Origin of the sequence: uncultured Parvibaculum sp. (assembly GCF_963975745.1) — a bacterium.
In the GTDB taxonomy this organism is placed as follows: Bacteria; Pseudomonadota; Alphaproteobacteria; order Parvibaculales; family Parvibaculaceae; genus Parvibaculum.
This window is the reverse complement of the sequence record NZ_CAXBIB010000002.1, coordinates 49,471-66,003: the sequence shown is the minus strand read 5'-3', so window position 1 is coordinate 66,003 and position 16,533 is coordinate 49,471. Positions and strand designations below refer to the sequence as shown.

Annotated in this window: 14 protein-coding genes; 6 read left to right on the top strand and 8 right to left on the bottom strand. The window is 60.7% G+C overall.

Going from position 1 to position 16,533, the window contains the following annotated elements; all coding sequences use genetic code 11:
- Window position 1: 1 nt before the first annotated feature.
- Entirely contained in the window at window positions 2-1,180 is a 1,179-nt protein-coding gene (locus AAC071_RS01965) for a glycosyltransferase family 2 protein (RefSeq protein WP_339829393.1), read from the bottom strand.
- Between the two features lie 143 nt (window positions 1,181-1,323).
- Here AAC071_RS01965 and AAC071_RS01960 point away from each other — a divergent pair, with 143 nt between their 5' ends.
- The 4 genes from AAC071_RS01960 to AAC071_RS01945 are packed head-to-tail and all read left to right on the top strand — an operon-like array spanning window position 1,324 to window position 5,047.
- Complete coding sequence (locus tag AAC071_RS01960) at window positions 1,324-2,241, top strand: NAD(P)-dependent oxidoreductase (protein ID WP_339829390.1); 918 nt, start codon at window positions 1,324-1,326, stop codon at window positions 2,239-2,241.
- Window positions 2,238-3,437: a class I SAM-dependent methyltransferase gene (locus AAC071_RS01955; protein ID WP_339829388.1), complete on the top strand. Its 1,200-nt coding sequence runs from the start codon at window positions 2,238-2,240 to the stop codon at window positions 3,435-3,437. Before AAC071_RS01960 ends, AAC071_RS01955 begins: the two co-directional genes overlap by 4 nt.
- Entirely contained in the window at window positions 3,421-4,194 is a 774-nt protein-coding gene (locus AAC071_RS01950; RefSeq protein ID WP_339829386.1) for a cephalosporin hydroxylase family protein, read from the top strand. Before AAC071_RS01955 ends, AAC071_RS01950 begins: the two co-directional genes overlap by 17 nt.
- On the top strand, window positions 4,169-5,047 hold the full coding sequence (locus AAC071_RS01945) for a hypothetical protein (RefSeq protein WP_339829384.1): 879 nt from the start codon (window positions 4,169-4,171) through the stop codon (window positions 5,045-5,047). Before AAC071_RS01950 ends, AAC071_RS01945 begins: the two co-directional genes overlap by 26 nt.
- 115 nt (window positions 5,048-5,162) lie before the next feature.
- On the opposite strand, the gene AAC071_RS01940 is transcribed toward AAC071_RS01945, so the two are convergent.
- From AAC071_RS01940 to lptF, 7 genes are all read right to left on the bottom strand, one after another.
- On the bottom strand, window positions 5,163-6,212 hold the full coding sequence (locus AAC071_RS01940) for an alcohol dehydrogenase (protein WP_339829381.1): 1,050 nt from the start codon (window positions 6,210-6,212) through the stop codon (window positions 5,163-5,165).
- Between the two features lie 105 nt (window positions 6,213-6,317).
- Window positions 6,318-7,160 (bottom strand): 16S rRNA (adenine(1518)-N(6)/adenine(1519)-N(6))-dimethyltransferase RsmA, encoded by an 843-nt coding sequence (gene rsmA / locus AAC071_RS01935; protein ID WP_339829379.1) that lies wholly within the window; start codon window positions 7,158-7,160, stop codon window positions 6,318-6,320.
- Entirely contained in the window at window positions 7,157-8,182 is a 1,026-nt protein-coding gene (gene pdxA / locus AAC071_RS01930; protein ID WP_339829376.1) for a 4-hydroxythreonine-4-phosphate dehydrogenase PdxA, read from the bottom strand. Before pdxA ends, rsmA begins: the two co-directional genes overlap by 4 nt.
- Before the next feature lie 35 nt (window positions 8,183-8,217).
- Window positions 8,218-9,552: a peptidylprolyl isomerase gene (locus AAC071_RS01925; protein ID WP_339829374.1), complete on the bottom strand. Its 1,335-nt coding sequence runs from the start codon at window positions 9,550-9,552 to the stop codon at window positions 8,218-8,220.
- Window positions 9,553-9,732: 180 nt separating this feature from the next.
- Window positions 9,733-11,877: an LPS assembly protein LptD gene (lptD, locus tag AAC071_RS01920; protein ID WP_339829371.1), complete on the bottom strand. Its 2,145-nt coding sequence runs from the start codon at window positions 11,875-11,877 to the stop codon at window positions 9,733-9,735.
- A gap of 154 nt (window positions 11,878-12,031) precedes the next feature.
- A complete protein-coding gene (gene lptG, locus AAC071_RS01915; protein WP_339829367.1) occupies window positions 12,032-13,126 on the bottom strand; it encodes an LPS export ABC transporter permease LptG in 1,095 nt (364 codons plus the stop codon).
- Complete coding sequence (lptF, locus tag AAC071_RS01910; protein WP_339829365.1) at window positions 13,123-14,265, bottom strand: LPS export ABC transporter permease LptF; 1,143 nt, start codon at window positions 14,263-14,265, stop codon at window positions 13,123-13,125. The genes lptG and lptF overlap by 4 nt, the downstream gene beginning before the upstream one ends.
- A gap of 262 nt (window positions 14,266-14,527) precedes the next feature.
- Here lptF and AAC071_RS01905 point away from each other — a divergent pair, with 262 nt between their 5' ends.
- Window positions 14,528-16,021 carry a leucyl aminopeptidase gene (locus AAC071_RS01905; RefSeq protein WP_339829363.1) on the top strand — a complete coding sequence of 498 codons (1,494 nt, stop codon included), beginning with the start codon at window positions 14,528-14,530 and terminating at the stop codon, window positions 16,019-16,021.
- 18 nt (window positions 16,022-16,039) lie between these two features.
- Window positions 16,040-16,489 (top strand): DNA polymerase III subunit chi, encoded by a 450-nt coding sequence (locus AAC071_RS01900; RefSeq protein ID WP_339829361.1) that lies wholly within the window; start codon window positions 16,040-16,042, stop codon window positions 16,487-16,489.
- Window positions 16,490-16,533 lie beyond the last annotated feature (44 nt).

Below are 16,533 nucleotides of genomic sequence, written 5' to 3'. Positions count from 1 at the left end.
CCTAGTTCTTTTTCGCGCGATCAAGAACCGCTGCCGCGGCAAGACTTGCCTCATAGACGTTTTCGATCGGGAGTTGCGGCGAGCCGATGGTGCGCCGGTTGATGCGGCGCTCGAAATTTCGCGGTGCATCGAGAATTTTCTGTTCAATACGCCGAAGTGTCGCCCTGAACCTGATCCGCGAATAGTCGAGACCATGCATCCGGGCAAAGCTCGCCGCCCACTGTTCGATTTCCGTATCGCCGCGCGGCGACGTCGCCAGGGCGAGTTCGATCTGCCGCGCAAAAGGCTCTGTGCAGCCCTCGGGCCGCAAATGCGCCGTCTGCAAATAGGACTCGAAAACGACCGCCTGCAGGGATTTGGGAAGCCCACCATCGGTCGCCATCGGGATGTCCTTGTGAAAGGCGATGTTTTCCTCAAGCTGGAACTTCTGCGATGGCGATTCGGCGGCTTTCTTGCCGCCCGCGAACTGGTCGATGCCGATGCTGTGGCGCGAAATTCCGCCGATGGCGAAGGGCGTATGGGAATAGACATAACTGGGAACAAGGCTTGCGGTCGCAAATGCCGAATAGACGTCGGGAATTCGCGATCCGTAGAAGGCGCCCGATTTCTGTTTGATCTCGTTGAGTACTGACATGCTCGTGAACCCGCCGGTATAGAGCATCGGCAGTTCGGCATAGGAGGCGCGAGCCCGCAGGACCTTCGACATCCAGCTCCTGCTGTCGCGCGTTTCATGGCCCGTTTTCATCGGGATCCGGATACGCCCATATCGTCGACCCTTGTTCCCGGGCCATCGATAGCGGCACGTGGCGGACTGCAGCGCAAGCGTGCCCGTCGAGCGGATGAGCGCCGCCACTTTCTGAAGCGACCCCGGCAGCAATCCGTCGTCGTCGCCGACAATCGTCACCCATCCGTCCGCGATGTGTGACAAGGCAAATTCCCAGTTGTGCGACATGCTGAGCCGTCGGCCGGTGTTGAGATAGCGGACGCGGGAGTCCCCCGTGCTTTGGGCGATCTCCGCCGTCGCATCGCCACTGAAATTGTCGCTTACGAGAATGTCGAGATTGCCGTAGTCCTGAACGGTGACGGTCTTGAGCGCGCTCGCAAAGACGTCGGCGCGCTCGCGCGTGGGGATGACCACCGTTATTCTGGGGCCGTCGGCGCCTGTCCTGTCGTTTGCCAATTCGTTTCCTTGCCTGAGAACGGCATCATGGGCCGCGCGCCGAAAGCAGCCGCATATTATCCAGTTGGGCCGGGAACGGCAATTCTGATAGAAGAATGAAACCAATGCCATATGAAGATCGGTTAATGTAACGAGCGAGAAACATGCGAATTCTCCTGACCGGTGCGTCGGGCTTTGTCGGCAGCCAGGCGCTCGCCTCGCTCGTGGCTGCGCAAGCCGATGCTCATGCCGTCTCCCGCCAGCGGCCACCCGTCGATGGTGCCTTTGAATGGCACCAGGCAGACCTGCTTGCACCCGGCGCGGCGCAAGGGCTGGTCAGCGAGATTCGTCCCGATTGCATTCTTCATCTGGCCTGGTGCGTCGAACACGGAAAATTCTGGACGGATCCGGCCAATCTCGACTGGGTGGCCGCGACATTGGCGTTGGCGCGTGCTGCGGCCGACACGGGTGTCCGCCGCTTCGTCGGCACCGGCACTTGTTATGAGTATGACTGGCCGGCGGAAGGGCCCTGTGACGAGTATGCGACCCCGCTAGCGCCGCACATGCTCTACGATGTGTCGAAGGACAGTTGCCGGCGCGTGCTGGCTGCATTTTTCGAAGGTCGCCAAGTCGCCTTTTCATGGGCGCGACTCTTTTTTCTTTATGGGCCGGGCGAGGCCCAAGGCCGGCTGGTTTCATCGATCGCACGGGCCTTGCTGGCCGGCGAGCCGGCGCTCTGCTCGGCCGGTCTTGCGGAACGCGATTTCATGGATGTAAGAGACGCTGGAGCGGCGCTGGCCGCACTTGCCATGTCGGAGGTTCAGGGGATCGTCAATATCGGTACCGGCGCCGCGTCGCGTGTCGCAGATATCGCCCAGCAGCTGGGGAGACTTGCAGGCAGGCCGGAGCTGGTGAAACTTGGGGCCCTTCCGGATCGTCCGGGCGAACCACTGCGGATCGTCGCGCGCACCGAGAGGCTTCATGGCGAAGTCGGATTCATCGGCGGACGCTCACTCGAGCAGGGTCTTGATGAGGCGCTGTCGTTCTGGCGCACGGCGGCAAGAGATGGCGTGAAGAAATGAGAGATCGATGCCCCGTCTGCGACCAACCGGCGCCTGCCGAGCTCGCGCGTTCGCTCGAAATGCCGATCCTGATGAACAGGATCTATTCGACGCCCGAAGCAGGGCGGTCGGCAGCGCGGGCGCCACTGGAGTTTGTCGCCTGCCGCAGCTGCGGATTTGCATGGAACCGCGCCTTCGATGCTTCGCTGATCGTCTATGACGAGGAGTACGAGAACGATCAGACTTTTTCACCCGCTTTCCGCGCCCATATGGAGGCGCGCGCCAGGGATGTCGTTGCATCGGTTCCCGCAGGCGAGCCGATCTGCTATCTCGAGGTCGGCTGTGGCCAGGGGCGTTTCATCGAAGAGATCGTGAAGGCTGCGGACGGTCGCCTGCGTGCGGCAGAAGGCTTCGACCCCGCCTGGCGCGGGCGCGAAGGCGAGGGCCCGGCCGGAAGCCGCATCTATCGCGCTTATTTCGGCGTCGAGACAGCATCCCGGCTGCTGCAGGCGCCGAATGTCGTGGTAACGCGCCACACGATCGAGCATGTGCCCGATCCGCTCGAATTTCTTGTCGCCATTCGCGAGGCGCTGGGTCCGGATTCGCCCGCCCGCCTCTGGATAGAGACGCCCTGTGTGGACTGGATCGTTCGCCATCGTGCAATGCAGGATTTCTTTTACGAGCACTGTTCGCTTTTCACGGCATCGTCGCTGGCCCTGGTCCTGCGGCGAGCGGGATTTGAATCGCCGCGGGTCGAACACGTCTTTGGCGGTCAGTACCTCTGGGCCGAGGCCATGGCTGGCCATCCTGCGGATGAGGCTGTTGCGGAGATTCCGGCCGACCACGAATATCTGGACCGCGTCCGGGACGATTTCGTCCGGCATTGGCGCCAATCACTTGTGCGGGCCTCTGCGCAGGGGCCGGTGGCGCTATGGGGAGCGGGAGCCAAGGGGGTCAGTTTTTCGATCCTGATCGACCCGGACCACGATACGATCAATCATGTGGTGGACGTCAACCCGGCCAAGCAGGGTCATTTCCTGCCGGGTTCCGGCTTGCCCGTGGTTTCGCCCGAGGAGTCCGCCCTGCGAAACCCCGGCACGATATTCGTGATGAATGTAAACTATCTCGATGAAATTGCGGTGACAGCACGTGAAGTCGGTCTGACCGCGCGTCTTGTGCCTATCGACGACGGAGAGTCCGATGAAGATCAACATTGATACCAAGGCGCAGACACTGGACGCGGACGGCAAGAAGGTCGGCCTCTACACCGATGAAGCCTTCAAGCTGCTCTCGGACCTGTGGGTGAAGGTGGGGTGGAACCAGAAGTATTCCTATAGCTTTTCGTGGCTTGGCGTGCCGATCATCCAGCTGCCGGAGGACATGATCCGGTATCAGGAGGTCGTTTCGGCGCTGAAGCCCGACGTGATCGTCGAAACGGGTGTTGCCCATGGCGGTTCGGCGATTTTCTCCGCAAGCCTCTGCCGCCTGCTCGGCAAGGGGCGCGTGATTGCTGTCGACATTGAAATTCGGCCTCACAATCGAAAACGGATCGAGGAACATCCATTGTCCGATCTCATCACGTTGATTGAGGGCTCTTCGACGGCACCGGAAATCATCGGCCAGGTGCGGGCGGCAATCGGACCGAATGAAACGGTTCTGGTTGTTCTCGATTCCGATCATTCCTACCAGCACGTCCTGGACGAGTTGAACGCCTACGCGCCGCTGGTGACAGAAGGTTCATGGATCGTTGCGACGGACGGTCTGATGCGCGACCTGACGGATGTGCCGCGGGGCACGGCGAGTTGGGACAAGGACAATCCAGCCAACGCGGCGAGGGACTTTGTGGCAGGTCATCCGGATTTCGTCCTCGGTGAGCCGGCCTGGCCGTTCAACGAGTCGACGCTCACCGGCAACATCACGCATTGGCCCGATGCCTGGCTGCAGCGGGTTGCGCCATCATCGCGAACCGCGTGATCGGCCCATGCGCCGGCAGGCATTCGCATCGAGAGTATACGCGAGGGTGAGGAAGTCCCTGCGCCGCTTGCGGTATCGGATGTTGGTAATTTTCGAAGGTTGGATCAAAGGAAAGCGGCGTCCGCGCGTCGTGTTCATTCACACGCCCAAGACCGGAGGAAACTCGATCAACTCATACTTCAAGGAGTATGTGGGCTCGAAGAAGAGCGGTCGAACGGTACGGTATGACGATTTCATCGGCATGAACATGAACGCTTTTGTCGAGAAGGCAAAGGCCGCCGACTACGTGATGGGACACATGCCGTGGTCGGCCTTCGAACTATGTCGCGACGAGCGGACCTATGCCTTCACCATTCTTCGCGATCCCTATGATCGCCTGAGATCTCTTTATCATTTCATCGTCAATCTGCCGCCGGACTATCCGCGCGAAGACGCCGTCAATGAAATGCAGCACCTGTCACTGCATGAGTTTCTGTCCTCCCGGGACCCGCGCGTCAGGACACATACCGATAACTTCCTGACCCGGCAGTTTGCCGGGGCGCTCGATGTTCTGCCGAAGACGCAGGTAGAGCGTTTTCGTCTCGCCGAGGTCGCAATTCGCAACCTTTCGACGCTCGACCTGATCGGTTTCAACGACGATCTCGATGCGGCCTTCGCGAAAGTGGCGCATGTTGCCGGACTTCCGCCGCCGCCGCGCGGTCGGCGAGTGAACGTGACTGCGGACCTTGTCGTCGATGGGCAGGATCGCACGGCGGCTTCGCGCGCCCTTGATGACGAGGCGCGTGAATTGGCCCGGCCGCTGGTCGAGGCCGATCTCGTGGTCTACGAGCACTTCAGGAAATTGCAGGGTTAATCCGTTCCGATTGGCGGGATGTCGATATCGGAATGCACGCTGCCTTGCCTTTGAATGATCGCCTTGTTCGGTTCCGGAAAGTTGCGGCCGCACCTCGGCCTTGCTGGAACTCGTCTCAAGGCTTCAATACTACACGCCCCATTACGCTACCCTTGCGCAAATCGTCGAGCGCCTGAGAGCCTTGTCCGAGCGGACGTTCGCTGACCGGGATCGGGTCGATCTTGCCGGCTTTCACCAGATCCATCATCTCATGCGTCTCGCCGAGTGAGCCGACATAGGAGCCGCCGATCGTCAGTGCACGCATCGGGAACATCGGAATCGGCATCGAGAACCCACCTCCGAACAAGCCGACGATGACGACATGGCCACCCTTACGCACGATGCTGGTCGCGAATTTGAGCGAAGCTTCCGAGCCGACGAAATCGACCGCAGCCGGCACACCGCCATTGGTGTCTGCCAGCACTTTCTTGATCGCCTCGGGGTCCTTGGGATTGTAAACCTCATGGGCACCGGCGCCCTTGGCGGCCTGGAGCTTGCTGTCGTCGACATCGGCGCCGAGCGGTGCGGCGGGAAACATCGCCTTGGCGAATTGCAGGCCCATCATCCCGACGCCGCCAAGTCCGACGACCATCACGCGTTCCTCGGCGCTGATTTCGCCAAGCTTCTTCATTGCGCCGTAGGCGGTCAGACCCGAGCACATATAGGTTGCGGCGAGCCCGTCCGCGACGCCTGTATAGTCGATCAGGTAGCGCGGATGCGGCACGATCACATGGGTGGCATAGCCGCCGGCAACATGAATGCCGAGATTGCGGGGCTTGTTGCACAGATGCTCATCGCCGCGCTTGCAGGTCGGGCATTCGCCGCAGCCAATCCATGGATAGGCGACGCGTCGCGTTCCGATTTCGACGCCTTTGGCATCGGGCCCGACGCCGATCACCTCGCCCTCGATCTCATGGCCCAGCGTGAACGGCAATTGCCGACCGCCGCGAACATCAAGCTTGTTGCCACCGCCCATGTCAAAATAGCCATCGTGAATATGCACGTCCGAATGACAGACGCCGCAATGTGTCACCTTCAGCAGCACTTCCGTCCCTGTCGGCTTCGGTGTTTCGCTTTCGACGATCTTGAGCGCTTGGCCGTATTCGACAATGGCTTCCGACTTCATTGGGGCGGTCTCCTCGATTTCCTGACGCGAAGCAATCCTGCCATCGCGCTTCTGAGCAACAATGTGGCACGAGGTCGCGAGCCTGCCAACCTTGGTGGCAGATGTTCAGATGCCTCGCTCATAGGCCCGGGCCAGGGCACAGAATTGTTCAACGGTCAGCTCTTCGGCACGTTGTGTCGGCTGGGCGCCTGCTGCCGCGATCATCGCCAGAGGATCGCGCCCCAACGATTTCAGACTGGCGCGCAGCATCTTGCGACGTTGGCCGAAAGCGGCGGCTACCACCTTTTCAAGCGCCTGCGGGGCGGCCGTGGCCAGTGGCGCTTGTCGCGGCAAAAGCTCGACAATGGACGAAGTCACGGATGGTGGCGGCGTGAAGGCGCGCCGATCGACATCGAACAGAATCCGCGATCTTGTCCGCCACTGCGCCAGCACGCCGAGCCGGCCATAGGCCTTGCTTCCCGGCAAGGCAACAATCCGCTCTGCCACTTCCCGCTGGAACATTAGCGTCAGGCTTGAAAACCAGGGGGGCCAGGGTTCGGTTTGCAGCCAGCCCACAAGCAGCGGCGTCGCAATGTTGTAGGGCAGGTTGGCAACAATGCGGGCAGGGCGGTCGACCAGTGCGGCCATGTCCGTTTCAAGTGCGTCACCCTCGACAAGTGTCAGGCGGCCCGGATAAGCGGCAGCGACCTCTTCGAGTGCCGCAATACAGCGTTTGTCGCGTTCGATGGCGATGACGCGCCGGGCGCCGTTGTCGAGCAACGCACGTGTCAGGCCGCCCGGTCCCGGTCCCACTTCGATGACATCGTGCCCCTCAAGCGGCCCGGCCACCCGTGCGATGCGGCCGGTCAGGTTGAGGTCGAGAAGGAAGTTCTGTCCCAGCGCCTTGCGAGCGGCGAGCCCGTGTCGGGCGATCACCTCGCGCAGCGGCGGCAGCATTGCGCCGGTCATGCCGCGGCCCGACGGCGTGCCATTTCGCCGGCGGCTTGCAGGGCGGCCACGAGGCTGCCTGGATGGGCGATACCCCGACCGGCGATGTCGAGCGCCGTGCCGTGGTCGGGCGAGGTACGGATGATCGGCAAGCCAAGCGTTGTATTGACCCCGTGTTCGAAATCGATCGTCTTGAGCGGGATCAGCGCCTGGTCGTGATACATGCAAAGAACTGCGTCATACCGCGCGCGCGCATCGGCATGAAAAAGCGTATCTGCCGGCGACGGGCCCCATATCTCGGCAAAGGGTTCGCTCGCCCGTATGGCGGCGATGGCCGGCGCGATAATGTCGATTTCCTCGCGGCCCAGATGCCCATCCTCGCCGGCATGCGGATTGAGCGCCGCCACGGCGATACGCGGCCGTGCAATGCCGAAACTGTCGCGAAGGGCTCTCGCGAGGACACGCCCTTGTTCGGTAACGGAGGCCACGCTCAGCGCCGCTGCCACATCCTTGAGCGCCATATGGACAGTGGCCGGTACGACGCGCAGGTCCGGACAGGAAAGCATCATGGCGACATGTGTGGTGCCGGTGCGTGCTGCCAGATACTCCGTGTGGCCAGGCAGTTGCAGCCCGGCTTCGTAGAGTGTTCCCTTGTGAATGGGATTTGTGACCAGACCGTCTGCCATTCCGTTCATTGCGAGGTCGCAGGCAAGATCAATGGCGGCAAGCACGGCACGGGCATTGGCCGGAATGAGCCGGCCCGGTTTTGCCCGCTCGGCGAGCGGAACCGGCAGAACGGGCAGGGCACGGGGAAATGCTGCGGTCGCTTCGGCGGGCCGTCCGATCACATGCACGGGTACGCCAAGTTGCTGATAGAGCGCAGGATCGCCGGTCACGAAAAAGCAGGGCAGCGATGCCGCCTCGCGAGCGGACCATGCCTTGATCGTGATCTCGGGCCCGATACCGGCGGGCTCGCCCATGGTCAGGGCCAGCGGCAGGCCGCCGCCGGAGGCCGCAACACGCGTCATGGTCGTTGCACCCATTCGGGCCTCGGCAGGCGGAATGATATACGCCGGCCTCAGCGGTAAACAACGACGGCGTCACGCCGCAGATCGCGCAGGTGACGGCGTCCCATCATCGACAATTGCTGCTCGTAAAGCGTGTCGTCGATCTGCGCCCGCGTCGGCATCTCGCCTTGTGCTGGCCGATGTCCGCAGATCACGAGCATCTCGACACCACGTTCGCTGCGGATAGGCTCTGTTGCGCCGCCGACCGCAGTCCTGGCGACGGCCTGGCGCGTCCGCGGGTCGAGTTGTCCGGCGATCACCTGTTGTAGAGGCGAAGATGTGCCGCTCAGATATTTCCGGATCAATGCCGGTGCGTCTTCACAGGACGTCACCTGCGATCGGAACTCCTGCGCTTCGCGCGCACGCCGATTGACGGCGGCCGGCTCGGCATCCGGGGTCAAGGGAAGGAGAACCTGCATCAACGAATACTGATCGCGCATCGGATCGGCCCCGGTGCCGGTCTGCATGGAGCGGACCTGGATGATGTAAAATCCATTCACGGTGCGGATCGGATCGGAGACCATACCGGGTTGCATGTTTGTGACGATGCTGCCGACGCCTTCGGGAAGCTGGCTGGCGTGCACCCATCCGATATCGCCGCCATTGGCTGCCGAAGGCGACTGACTGAATTGCCGCGCCACGCCTTCGAAGGGCGCGCCTTCGCGTATCTGCTCGACAAGACGTTGTATCCCGGCAGAGATTTCTTCGGCATGCACCGGGCTGTCAAAGGTGATGAGAATTTCGGATATGAGGTAACGCGGCTGGTCTGCCTCTTCTTCCAGGCGGCGCAGCACCTCATCGATCTCATTCTGCCCGACGGTAACAAGGCCGCCGAATTGCTGTTGCACGACACGCTGCCAGGCCATGTCGGATGCAATCTGGGCTTCCAGTGCCGATTTCGAGACGCCACCCTCTTCAAGGAACTCCTCGATCTGCGCGACTGTCATATTCGAACGCTGCGCGACGCGCTCCAGGGCAGAGTCAACCTCGGCCTGCTCGATCCGGATATTGAGGCGTTGTGCCTCCTGCCTTTTCAGATATTCATCGACAAGTGCGCGCAGCACCTGGCCTCGGATTCGCGACACATTCTCCGCCGTATTCGGGATACCGGAACTGACCATGACAAGGCGCACGCGCTGGTCGAGATCGTAGGATGATATGACCTGGTCGTTGACGATCGCTGCAATTGCCTGAGAATCGGTTGCACTGCGGGACTCCTGTGCGTCCACAGCGTCGGCGGGCAGGGCGGCAAGAGCAACGAAGCAGGCAAGCGTCAATCTCAGTACTGACCGGCGTAGTAGGCCTCGGGCGAGCGTTTTGGCGCCCGCTAACATCTCTAACTTCATGGCGTCTTTCTTGAGGGCCGCAGGCCCCTCCCGTTTAGGCGTGATGCCTAGATCTCCTCGGTGTCGCTGGCCGACAGAATACTTGAATCAGGTCGCTAATCAACCTGTCCGGATCCGGCGGTCTATGGCAAAAAGCACCACTTTTCAGGGGCTTGCGAGGGCCCTGGCGCGAATTCGCCGCTAGTCGTTAGGTGTCGCTCCTGCAACCTGGGTTCCGCCGAGAGTCTTCAGCGTAATCTGCAGAATAACGGATGTCTCGGGCTCTATATCGCGATCACGCGTAAACGACTGATTGAAGCTGAGCGAGAAATCGAAACATTCGTCCTCGTATCCAAACCCGACCCGGTTCGCCACAGCCCTGTCGTTGGCGATGTCATGTCGCGTTCGCCCATATACGCGCCAGTAATCGTCGAGTTTCACGGTTGCGCCAAGAAAAACCTCTTCACGCGACGTGAATGTCACGGACTGATCAGCCGCAAAATAAGCATATCCGAGCTGTCCACTGACGCGATCGACCGTGCCAAGCAGGTTAACCTCGTTGCGCCGGATCTTGTAGCGTTCGTCGTCAATCCGGAATCGATAGGAGAGCAGCAGGTCATTTGATGGGGCAATGGCAAGGCGGCCGACATAGTCGGACGTCTGATCGCTCAACCCCGTGCCGGGCGCGAGACTCGTATTGTCCTCGACACGATAACTTTGCCCGATCATGGCCGATGCCTGACCGCCATCGGGCGTGAAAATAGCGTACTTGACGCCAACATTGGCTCGGGCGCCGGTTTCCCAACGATCAAGTCCGGCGAAGCGGTCTTCGGAGAAGAGATTGGTATCGTCGAATTCGAAGCTCAATGAGTCTTCGTTCGGAATTTCGACCGTATTGCCGATATTGGGTGAGTAGATCAGTTGGACGATCGGTTCGATGACTTGCCGGAAGTTTTCATCGGAACGAACCATCGGGAAACTCCATTCGGCTCCAATGGTCGGCAGGCCGCGGGCGATTGTTGTGCTTTCGAAGGTAACGCCTGGCAGGGATGGATCCTGAACGCCACTCACCGAATAGAAGTCGCCACGCAGATTCGCAAAGAGGCGGTAGACCAGGCCCCCGGCTGTGGTTTCGCGCCGGTCCCAGCTGGCGGCGGCCGAAAGGCGGCGGGAACTCGCGCCTTGCCGTCGGTCCAGCACCATCGCATTGGCAGAAAGTCCGACCCTGCCGCCTGCGATCTGATCCGGATAGGAATAGTTGTATTGCAGGATCGGCGCGACCCATGGTGTCGTTGCGTTCTGGTCTGTTGCAAGCAGGCCGCGGAAGTAATAGGCGTCAGCCGTGAAGCTGTTGCGGCCATTTGCATATCGCGCATTGATGTTGCTGATCAGATCCGTCGCGGAGGACAGGTCATATTTGCGCAGATAGGTATCGTCCGTCGCGAGTTCCGAGCGAAAGCCCCAGCGCCAGTGCTCATCGACGACGAAATCGCCGTTGCCGAACAGACTGCCGCGGAAGTCGGCGTCGCCTGGCGTTCCTGCGGTCTGTGTCCGTGGCCACGTGCCAGTGCCGAACATCTCGAATTGTCCGCTTTCGACGCGCTGACGATACTCGCCTTTGTAAACAATGCCCTCTTTGGTCGTGAAGCGCGGCATCAGCGTCACGTCCTTGTCCGGCGCAATGGCCCAGAAGTAAGGGATTTCCACTTCCTGTCCGAGATCGGTTGAACTTGCGAGCTTGGGAGGCAGAAAGCCCGACTGCCGCTTCACGGTCGGGTCGGGTTGCGAGAAATACGGCACATAGGCCACTGGAACACCGAAGAATTCCAGAAACGCGTCCTCATAGATGATGCGCTGCTCTTCCTTGTTGTGGATGACGCGAAACGCCTTGATCTGCCAGAGAGGTGTCGTCTGGCCTTTTTCCTCGCAGATGTCGCAGGGGCTGTAGACGGCACGTTGCAATGTCGTCATGTTGCCGCCGGAGCGGACGACCTCATGGCCGGCGAGCCTTGAATTGTCGCTCAACAGAATCCGGAGCGTTTCGATCACACCATCCTTCATCTCGTTCCGAAGGACCAGACGGTCGGCAAACGCCACGTCGCCCTGAGGGTCGAGCAGGGACACATTTCCATCTGCAGTGACGACGCCGGTTGTTTCGTCATAGGTGACGCGATCGGCAAGGAGGACACGGCTTCCGAACGCGATCTCGACATGGCCGGTTGCCGTGACGACGCGGCTCGCGCGGTCATAGGCCAGCACATCGGCCTGCATCAATACTTCGCCCGACTGCGGAAACGAATGCTCTGGCGCACCGGCGAGCGCTGGCGTCTTGTCCTGAGCTGACACGGGACCCGCGCCGTGAAGGCAAAATGCCAGCACTGCGCTGATAACGAGCCCGCCCTTGCCTAGGCAGCGGCCGCCAAACCCCATCAATCGCCCCCGTGTCACGTCTGCGTCTTTTCCCCGGCCACCGGGATTCGTACCGGGGCCCGCCTAATGTCTAACCGTCTTCGAGGTGAAAGAGAACCGCAAGTCCCAAAAGCATGACGACCGCCGAAGGTGCCCAGGCCGCCAGCAGTGTGGGCAGGATCCCCGACAGGCCGAGAGCGATCGACAGGTCCCCGAGAAAATAGACCAGAAAGCCTGAAAATATGCCGCCCATGACGACCTGAACAAAGCCGCCAAAGCGGGCGGTGCGCATCGAGAACGCCGCGGCGACCAGCACCATGGTGCAGAGCAAAACCGGGGTCGCCAGAATCTGGTGAAAATGCAGATGGTAGCGCCGGGCCGAAAACCCCGCCGACTCGGCTGTCTCGATAAAATGTGGAAGATCCCAGAAGGATATCGTGTCCGGCCGCGCAAAACTATCCTGCACCTGTTCGGCCGTCAGCGATGTCTCCTGTTCGTAGGTTTCGTACCGCCGCGGCTGATCATTGGTCAGCAGGACCCAGACCTCCTGAAGAGCCCAATAGCCGTCCTTGAGAACGGCCTCGCGCGCGTCGATCCGCCCGAGAAAGCTGTTGGAATTGCCGTAAAGAAAGATCGTGACGTCATACAGCTCGATACCCTGTTCGCCCATCCGCAATGCGTGGACGACCGACTGGCCGGTCGAGTCGGCCTGACGCAACCAAAGCCCGTTCGAGGAGAGGGCGAGGAAGCTCGACTGCTGATCGAGATACTTCGATTCCAGCTGCCGGTATTGTGTTGCCAATGTTGCGGAAACGGGATTGTAGATCGTGACGACGAATGTGCCGATGACGAAGGTGACGACGAGTGCCGGTGCAATGATCTGCCACACCGACACGCCCGCCGCCCGCGCCACCACAAGTTCGTTGTTGCGGCTGAGGCGGAGAAATGCCGCCATGCCGCCGAACAGAACGGCAAAGGGCAGCGTCTTGCCACCGACGCGGGGCAACTCCATCAGCGCCATTGAGGCCAGCAATCCGAAGGTGACGCCGGGTTTCTCCGCGCCACGCCGCAGCAGTTCCACCAGTTCGAACATGAAGATGAGAGAAAGAAATACTGCGAAGGTGATCAGGACAACGGTCAGGAACTGTCGGGCCAGATAGCGCGAAAGCGTCCAGGAGATGTTCATGAGCGGGCCTCTTCGCCGGGAGCCCGCTGCAGGATGGACCCGAAGCGAAAGCCGCCGAGAATGGCCAGCGAAATGGCACAAGCCATGATCGGCACGAGATACATCAATGGCATCAGATTGAGGTCGTTCTTGGAGGCATTGGCGAGCGCGAACCCTGCTACCCGCAATCCAAGGGCGGCGCCGGCCGCCGTTGCCATGCGCATTGCATAGCCGCGTCGATTGAACGGCGCAGGCAGCAATGCGGCAAGCGCGATCAGCGCCAGCGCCGTCGGAAAGATGCCTTCCGCGAGGCGTTCATGCGCGTCGGAACGGAGCTTGTCGCGATGCATCTGCCCATACTGATCGTCCGGTGCAGGATCGATCAGTTCGTTGAAGTACCGCTCTCTGCCTTCGTAGACTAGAGAGGGGTGATCCTGCATGTAGGGTGATAGGTCGAATGAGTATTTGTCGAAATAGAGCAACGTGGCCGCGCCCATTTCCTCGTCGCCGTCGCGTGACACCCGTTGAATGTTGCCATTGAACATCACGAGTAGTGGCCCACGCGGACCACGGACAAGACTGCCCGTTTCGGCCATGTAGGTGATGGGCTCGGCTGGATTGCGGCTGTCATGGACGAGAATGCCATAGGTCGTGCCATCGGGCGTGCGGTCGCGCACATAGACCGTCAATCCTGCCGTCGGATTGGCGAAGGTGCCTTCGCGGATCATTGACGACGCGACGTCGGTGCGAATGTCGTAGAGGCGGCTCTTGAGTTCGCGCAACCCGGCTGGCGCGATGTAGACGCTGAAGGAAAGTACGACCATCGACACAGCGACTGCGATGGCAAGGATTGGAAGAGCAACCGACCAGAGGCTGACGCCGGCTGAGAACATCACGACGATTTCGCTATCGGTAATGAGTTTGTGCAGCGTGTAGAGGAGCGCGCAGAAAAGAGAAATCGGCAGCACGATGATGAGGGTGCTGGGAAGAGCCAGTGCGGTCAGCTGGAAGAAGGTCACGAGCGTCTGTCCTTGCGCAATCATGACATCGAGCATCCGCAAGGCCTGGGTGAGCCAGATGATGCCGGTCAGCACCACAGTCGCCACGGCAAATGGCCCCAGCGTCTGAAAAAACAGGTATCGTGATAGACCTATCAGCATGAATCCGGCTCCCGACCGGAGGACTGGCTTGGGCGCTTGAGGATGCCACCCGAAGGGTGCTCCACATCCAGTCGGTGGCGTCTTTCCCTTGTCGCCGATTCAGTTAGGATACACGGCGATTTGTCGGATTCTATTGAGAGAAATGGTTATCCCATTTCGGCCTGTGGGAAAAGGCAGCAGAGGCTCATGGGGACCAGAGAGCCGGCGAATCAGTCAAATGCGACCCGAAATTTGAGCATAGAGTTAATTGAAAGAGGTCCAGATGAATATCTCCTTTGCCGACATCTCGCTTGCCAAGGCAGGTGCGCTGGCTGTGCTGGTGACAGAGGGCGCAACGCTTCGCGGCGCTGCTGCCGACCTTGACGGCAAGACGGGCGGGACCTTGAAGCGGGCGATGAAGGCCGCGGGATTTTCCGGCAAGGCCGGCTCGGTGCTTGAAGTTGCAGGGCCTCGCGGCATTGGCGCCAACCGCATCCTTCTTGTTGGTCTGGGCAAATCGGCGAGCCTCTCGGCATCGGGCATGGAGAAGGCTGGGGGGGAACTGTTCGGCCATCTCGAAAAGTCTAAGGAGACATCGCTCTCGATCGTGCTCGATGGCATTTCGGGCACGAAACTGACCGCGGGCGAAGCAGCCGCACGCTTTGCCTTCGGTGCAAAGCTGCGCTCGTATCGCTTCGACAAGTACAAGACGAAGAAGAAGGATGGCGATGCAAAGATCAGCCTGAAATCCCTGACCGTGATGACACGCGCCGCCGCGGCTGCCCGCAAGGATTATGCGACGCTCGCCAAGGTTGCCGATGGCATGTTCCTGACGCGCGACCTGGTCAATGAGCCGCCGAATATTCTCTTTCCGGGGGAGTTCGCCAAGCGGGTCAGCGCACTGTCCCGGGTCGGTCTCAAGGTCGAGGTGCTCGGCGAAGCGCAAATGAAGAAACTCGGCATGGGCTCGCTGCTGGGTGTCGGATACGGGAGTCAGCACGAAAGCAAGCTGGTCGTCATGCGCTGGATGGGCGGCAAGGCGGGCGAAAAGCCCGTCGCCTTTGTCGGCAAGGGTGTGTGTTTTGACACCGGCGGCATTTCGCTCAAGCCACCAGCCGGCATGGAAGACATGAAAGGCGACATGGGGGGTGCCGCTTGCGTCGCCGGCCTGATGCGCACGCTTGCGACGCGCAAGGCCAAGGTCAATGCAGTCGGTGTGATTGGTCTTGTCGAGAATATGCCGGACGGCAAGGCTCAGCGCCCTGGCGACATCGTGACCTCGATGTCGGGGCAGACAATTGAAGTTATCAATACCGATGCCGAAGGACGCCTCGTGCTGGCCGATGCGCTCTGGTACACGCAGTCGCGCTTCAAGCCGAAGTTCATGGTCGATCTTGCAACGCTGACCGGCGCCATCATGATTGCACTGGGTAAGGAATATGCCGGTCTCTTCTCCAACGATGACAAGCTTTCGAAGCAGTTGTTCGAAGCGGGCGAGGTCGAGGGAGAACGCGTCTGGCGCCTGCCGATGGGCGAAGCCTACGACAAGATGATCGAATCGAAGTTCGCCGACATGAAGAACGTGGGCGGACGCGACGGCGGGTCGATCACGGCGGCGCAGTTTCTTCAGCGGTTCGTCAACAAGGTTCCCTGGGCCCATCTCGACATTGCTGGTACCGCGATGGCGTCGCCGCAAACGGCGACGAACAGGTCATGGGGCTCGGGCTGGGGCGTGCGTTTGCTCGACCGCCTTGTTGCCGATCACTACGAGGGGTAACGGTCCGGTGGCGGTACGATGACCGAAGTGCTGTTCTACCATTTGCAGAACACACCGCTCGAGCGCGTGTTGCCGCAATTGCTGGAGCGCTCGCTGGAGCGCGGCTGGCGTGCGATCGTGCGTGCAGGCGGACCGGAACGTCTTGATGCTCTGAACAATGCGCTCTGGACCTATAGCGACGACAGTTTTCTTCCGCATGGCAGCCGCGAAGACGGACCGCCGGAAGCGGCGCCGATATTTCTGACGATCGAGGATGAAAATCCCAATAATGCGAACGTTCTGTTTCTGGTCGATGGCGCACGCCCGACGGCGCTCGACGGATATGAGCGTTGTGTTCTGATGTTCGATGGGCGGGACGATACAGCACTTTCGACGGCACGCGAGCACTGGAAGGTGCTCAAGGCCGAGGGGCACGACGCGACCTACTGGCAGCAGAACGAAGTCGGGAGGTGGGAAAAGAAGGCCTGAGAAGGCGAGCAGAAGTTGCGCTGGCGCCTGTGATTGGCCTGCGC

What these genes read in the sequence shown, in the direction of transcription:
- AAC071_RS01960 (WP_339829390.1), top strand. Translation starts at nt 1,324, where the DNA reads ATGCGAATTCTCCTGACCGGTGCGTCGGGCTTTGTCGGCAGCCAGGCG.
- AAC071_RS01955 (WP_339829388.1), top strand. Translation starts at nt 2,238, where the DNA reads ATGAGAGATCGATGCCCCGTCTGCGACCAACCGGCGCCTGCCGAGCTC.
- AAC071_RS01950 (WP_339829386.1), top strand. Translation starts at nt 3,421, where the DNA reads ATGAAGATCAACATTGATACCAAGGCGCAGACACTGGACGCGGACGGC.
- AAC071_RS01940 (WP_339829381.1), bottom strand. Translation starts at nt 6,212, where the DNA reads ATGAAGTCGGAAGCCATTGTCGAATACGGCCAAGCGCTCAAGATCGTC.
- rsmA (WP_339829379.1), bottom strand. Translation starts at nt 7,160, where the DNA reads ATGACCGGCGCAATGCTGCCGCCGCTGCGCGAGGTGATCGCCCGACAC.
- pdxA (WP_339829376.1), bottom strand. Translation starts at nt 8,182, where the DNA reads ATGGGTGCAACGACCATGACGCGTGTTGCGGCCTCCGGCGGCGGCCTG.
- AAC071_RS01925 (WP_339829374.1), bottom strand. Translation starts at nt 9,552, where the DNA reads ATGAAGTTAGAGATGTTAGCGGGCGCCAAAACGCTCGCCCGAGGCCTA.
- lptG (WP_339829367.1), bottom strand. Translation starts at nt 13,126, where the DNA reads ATGAACATCTCCTGGACGCTTTCGCGCTATCTGGCCCGACAGTTCCTG.
- lptF (WP_339829365.1), bottom strand. Translation starts at nt 14,265, where the DNA reads ATGCTGATAGGTCTATCACGATACCTGTTTTTTCAGACGCTGGGGCCA.
- AAC071_RS01905 (WP_339829363.1), top strand. Translation starts at nt 14,528, where the DNA reads ATGAATATCTCCTTTGCCGACATCTCGCTTGCCAAGGCAGGTGCGCTG.
- AAC071_RS01900 (WP_339829361.1), top strand. Translation starts at nt 16,040, where the DNA reads ATGACCGAAGTGCTGTTCTACCATTTGCAGAACACACCGCTCGAGCGC.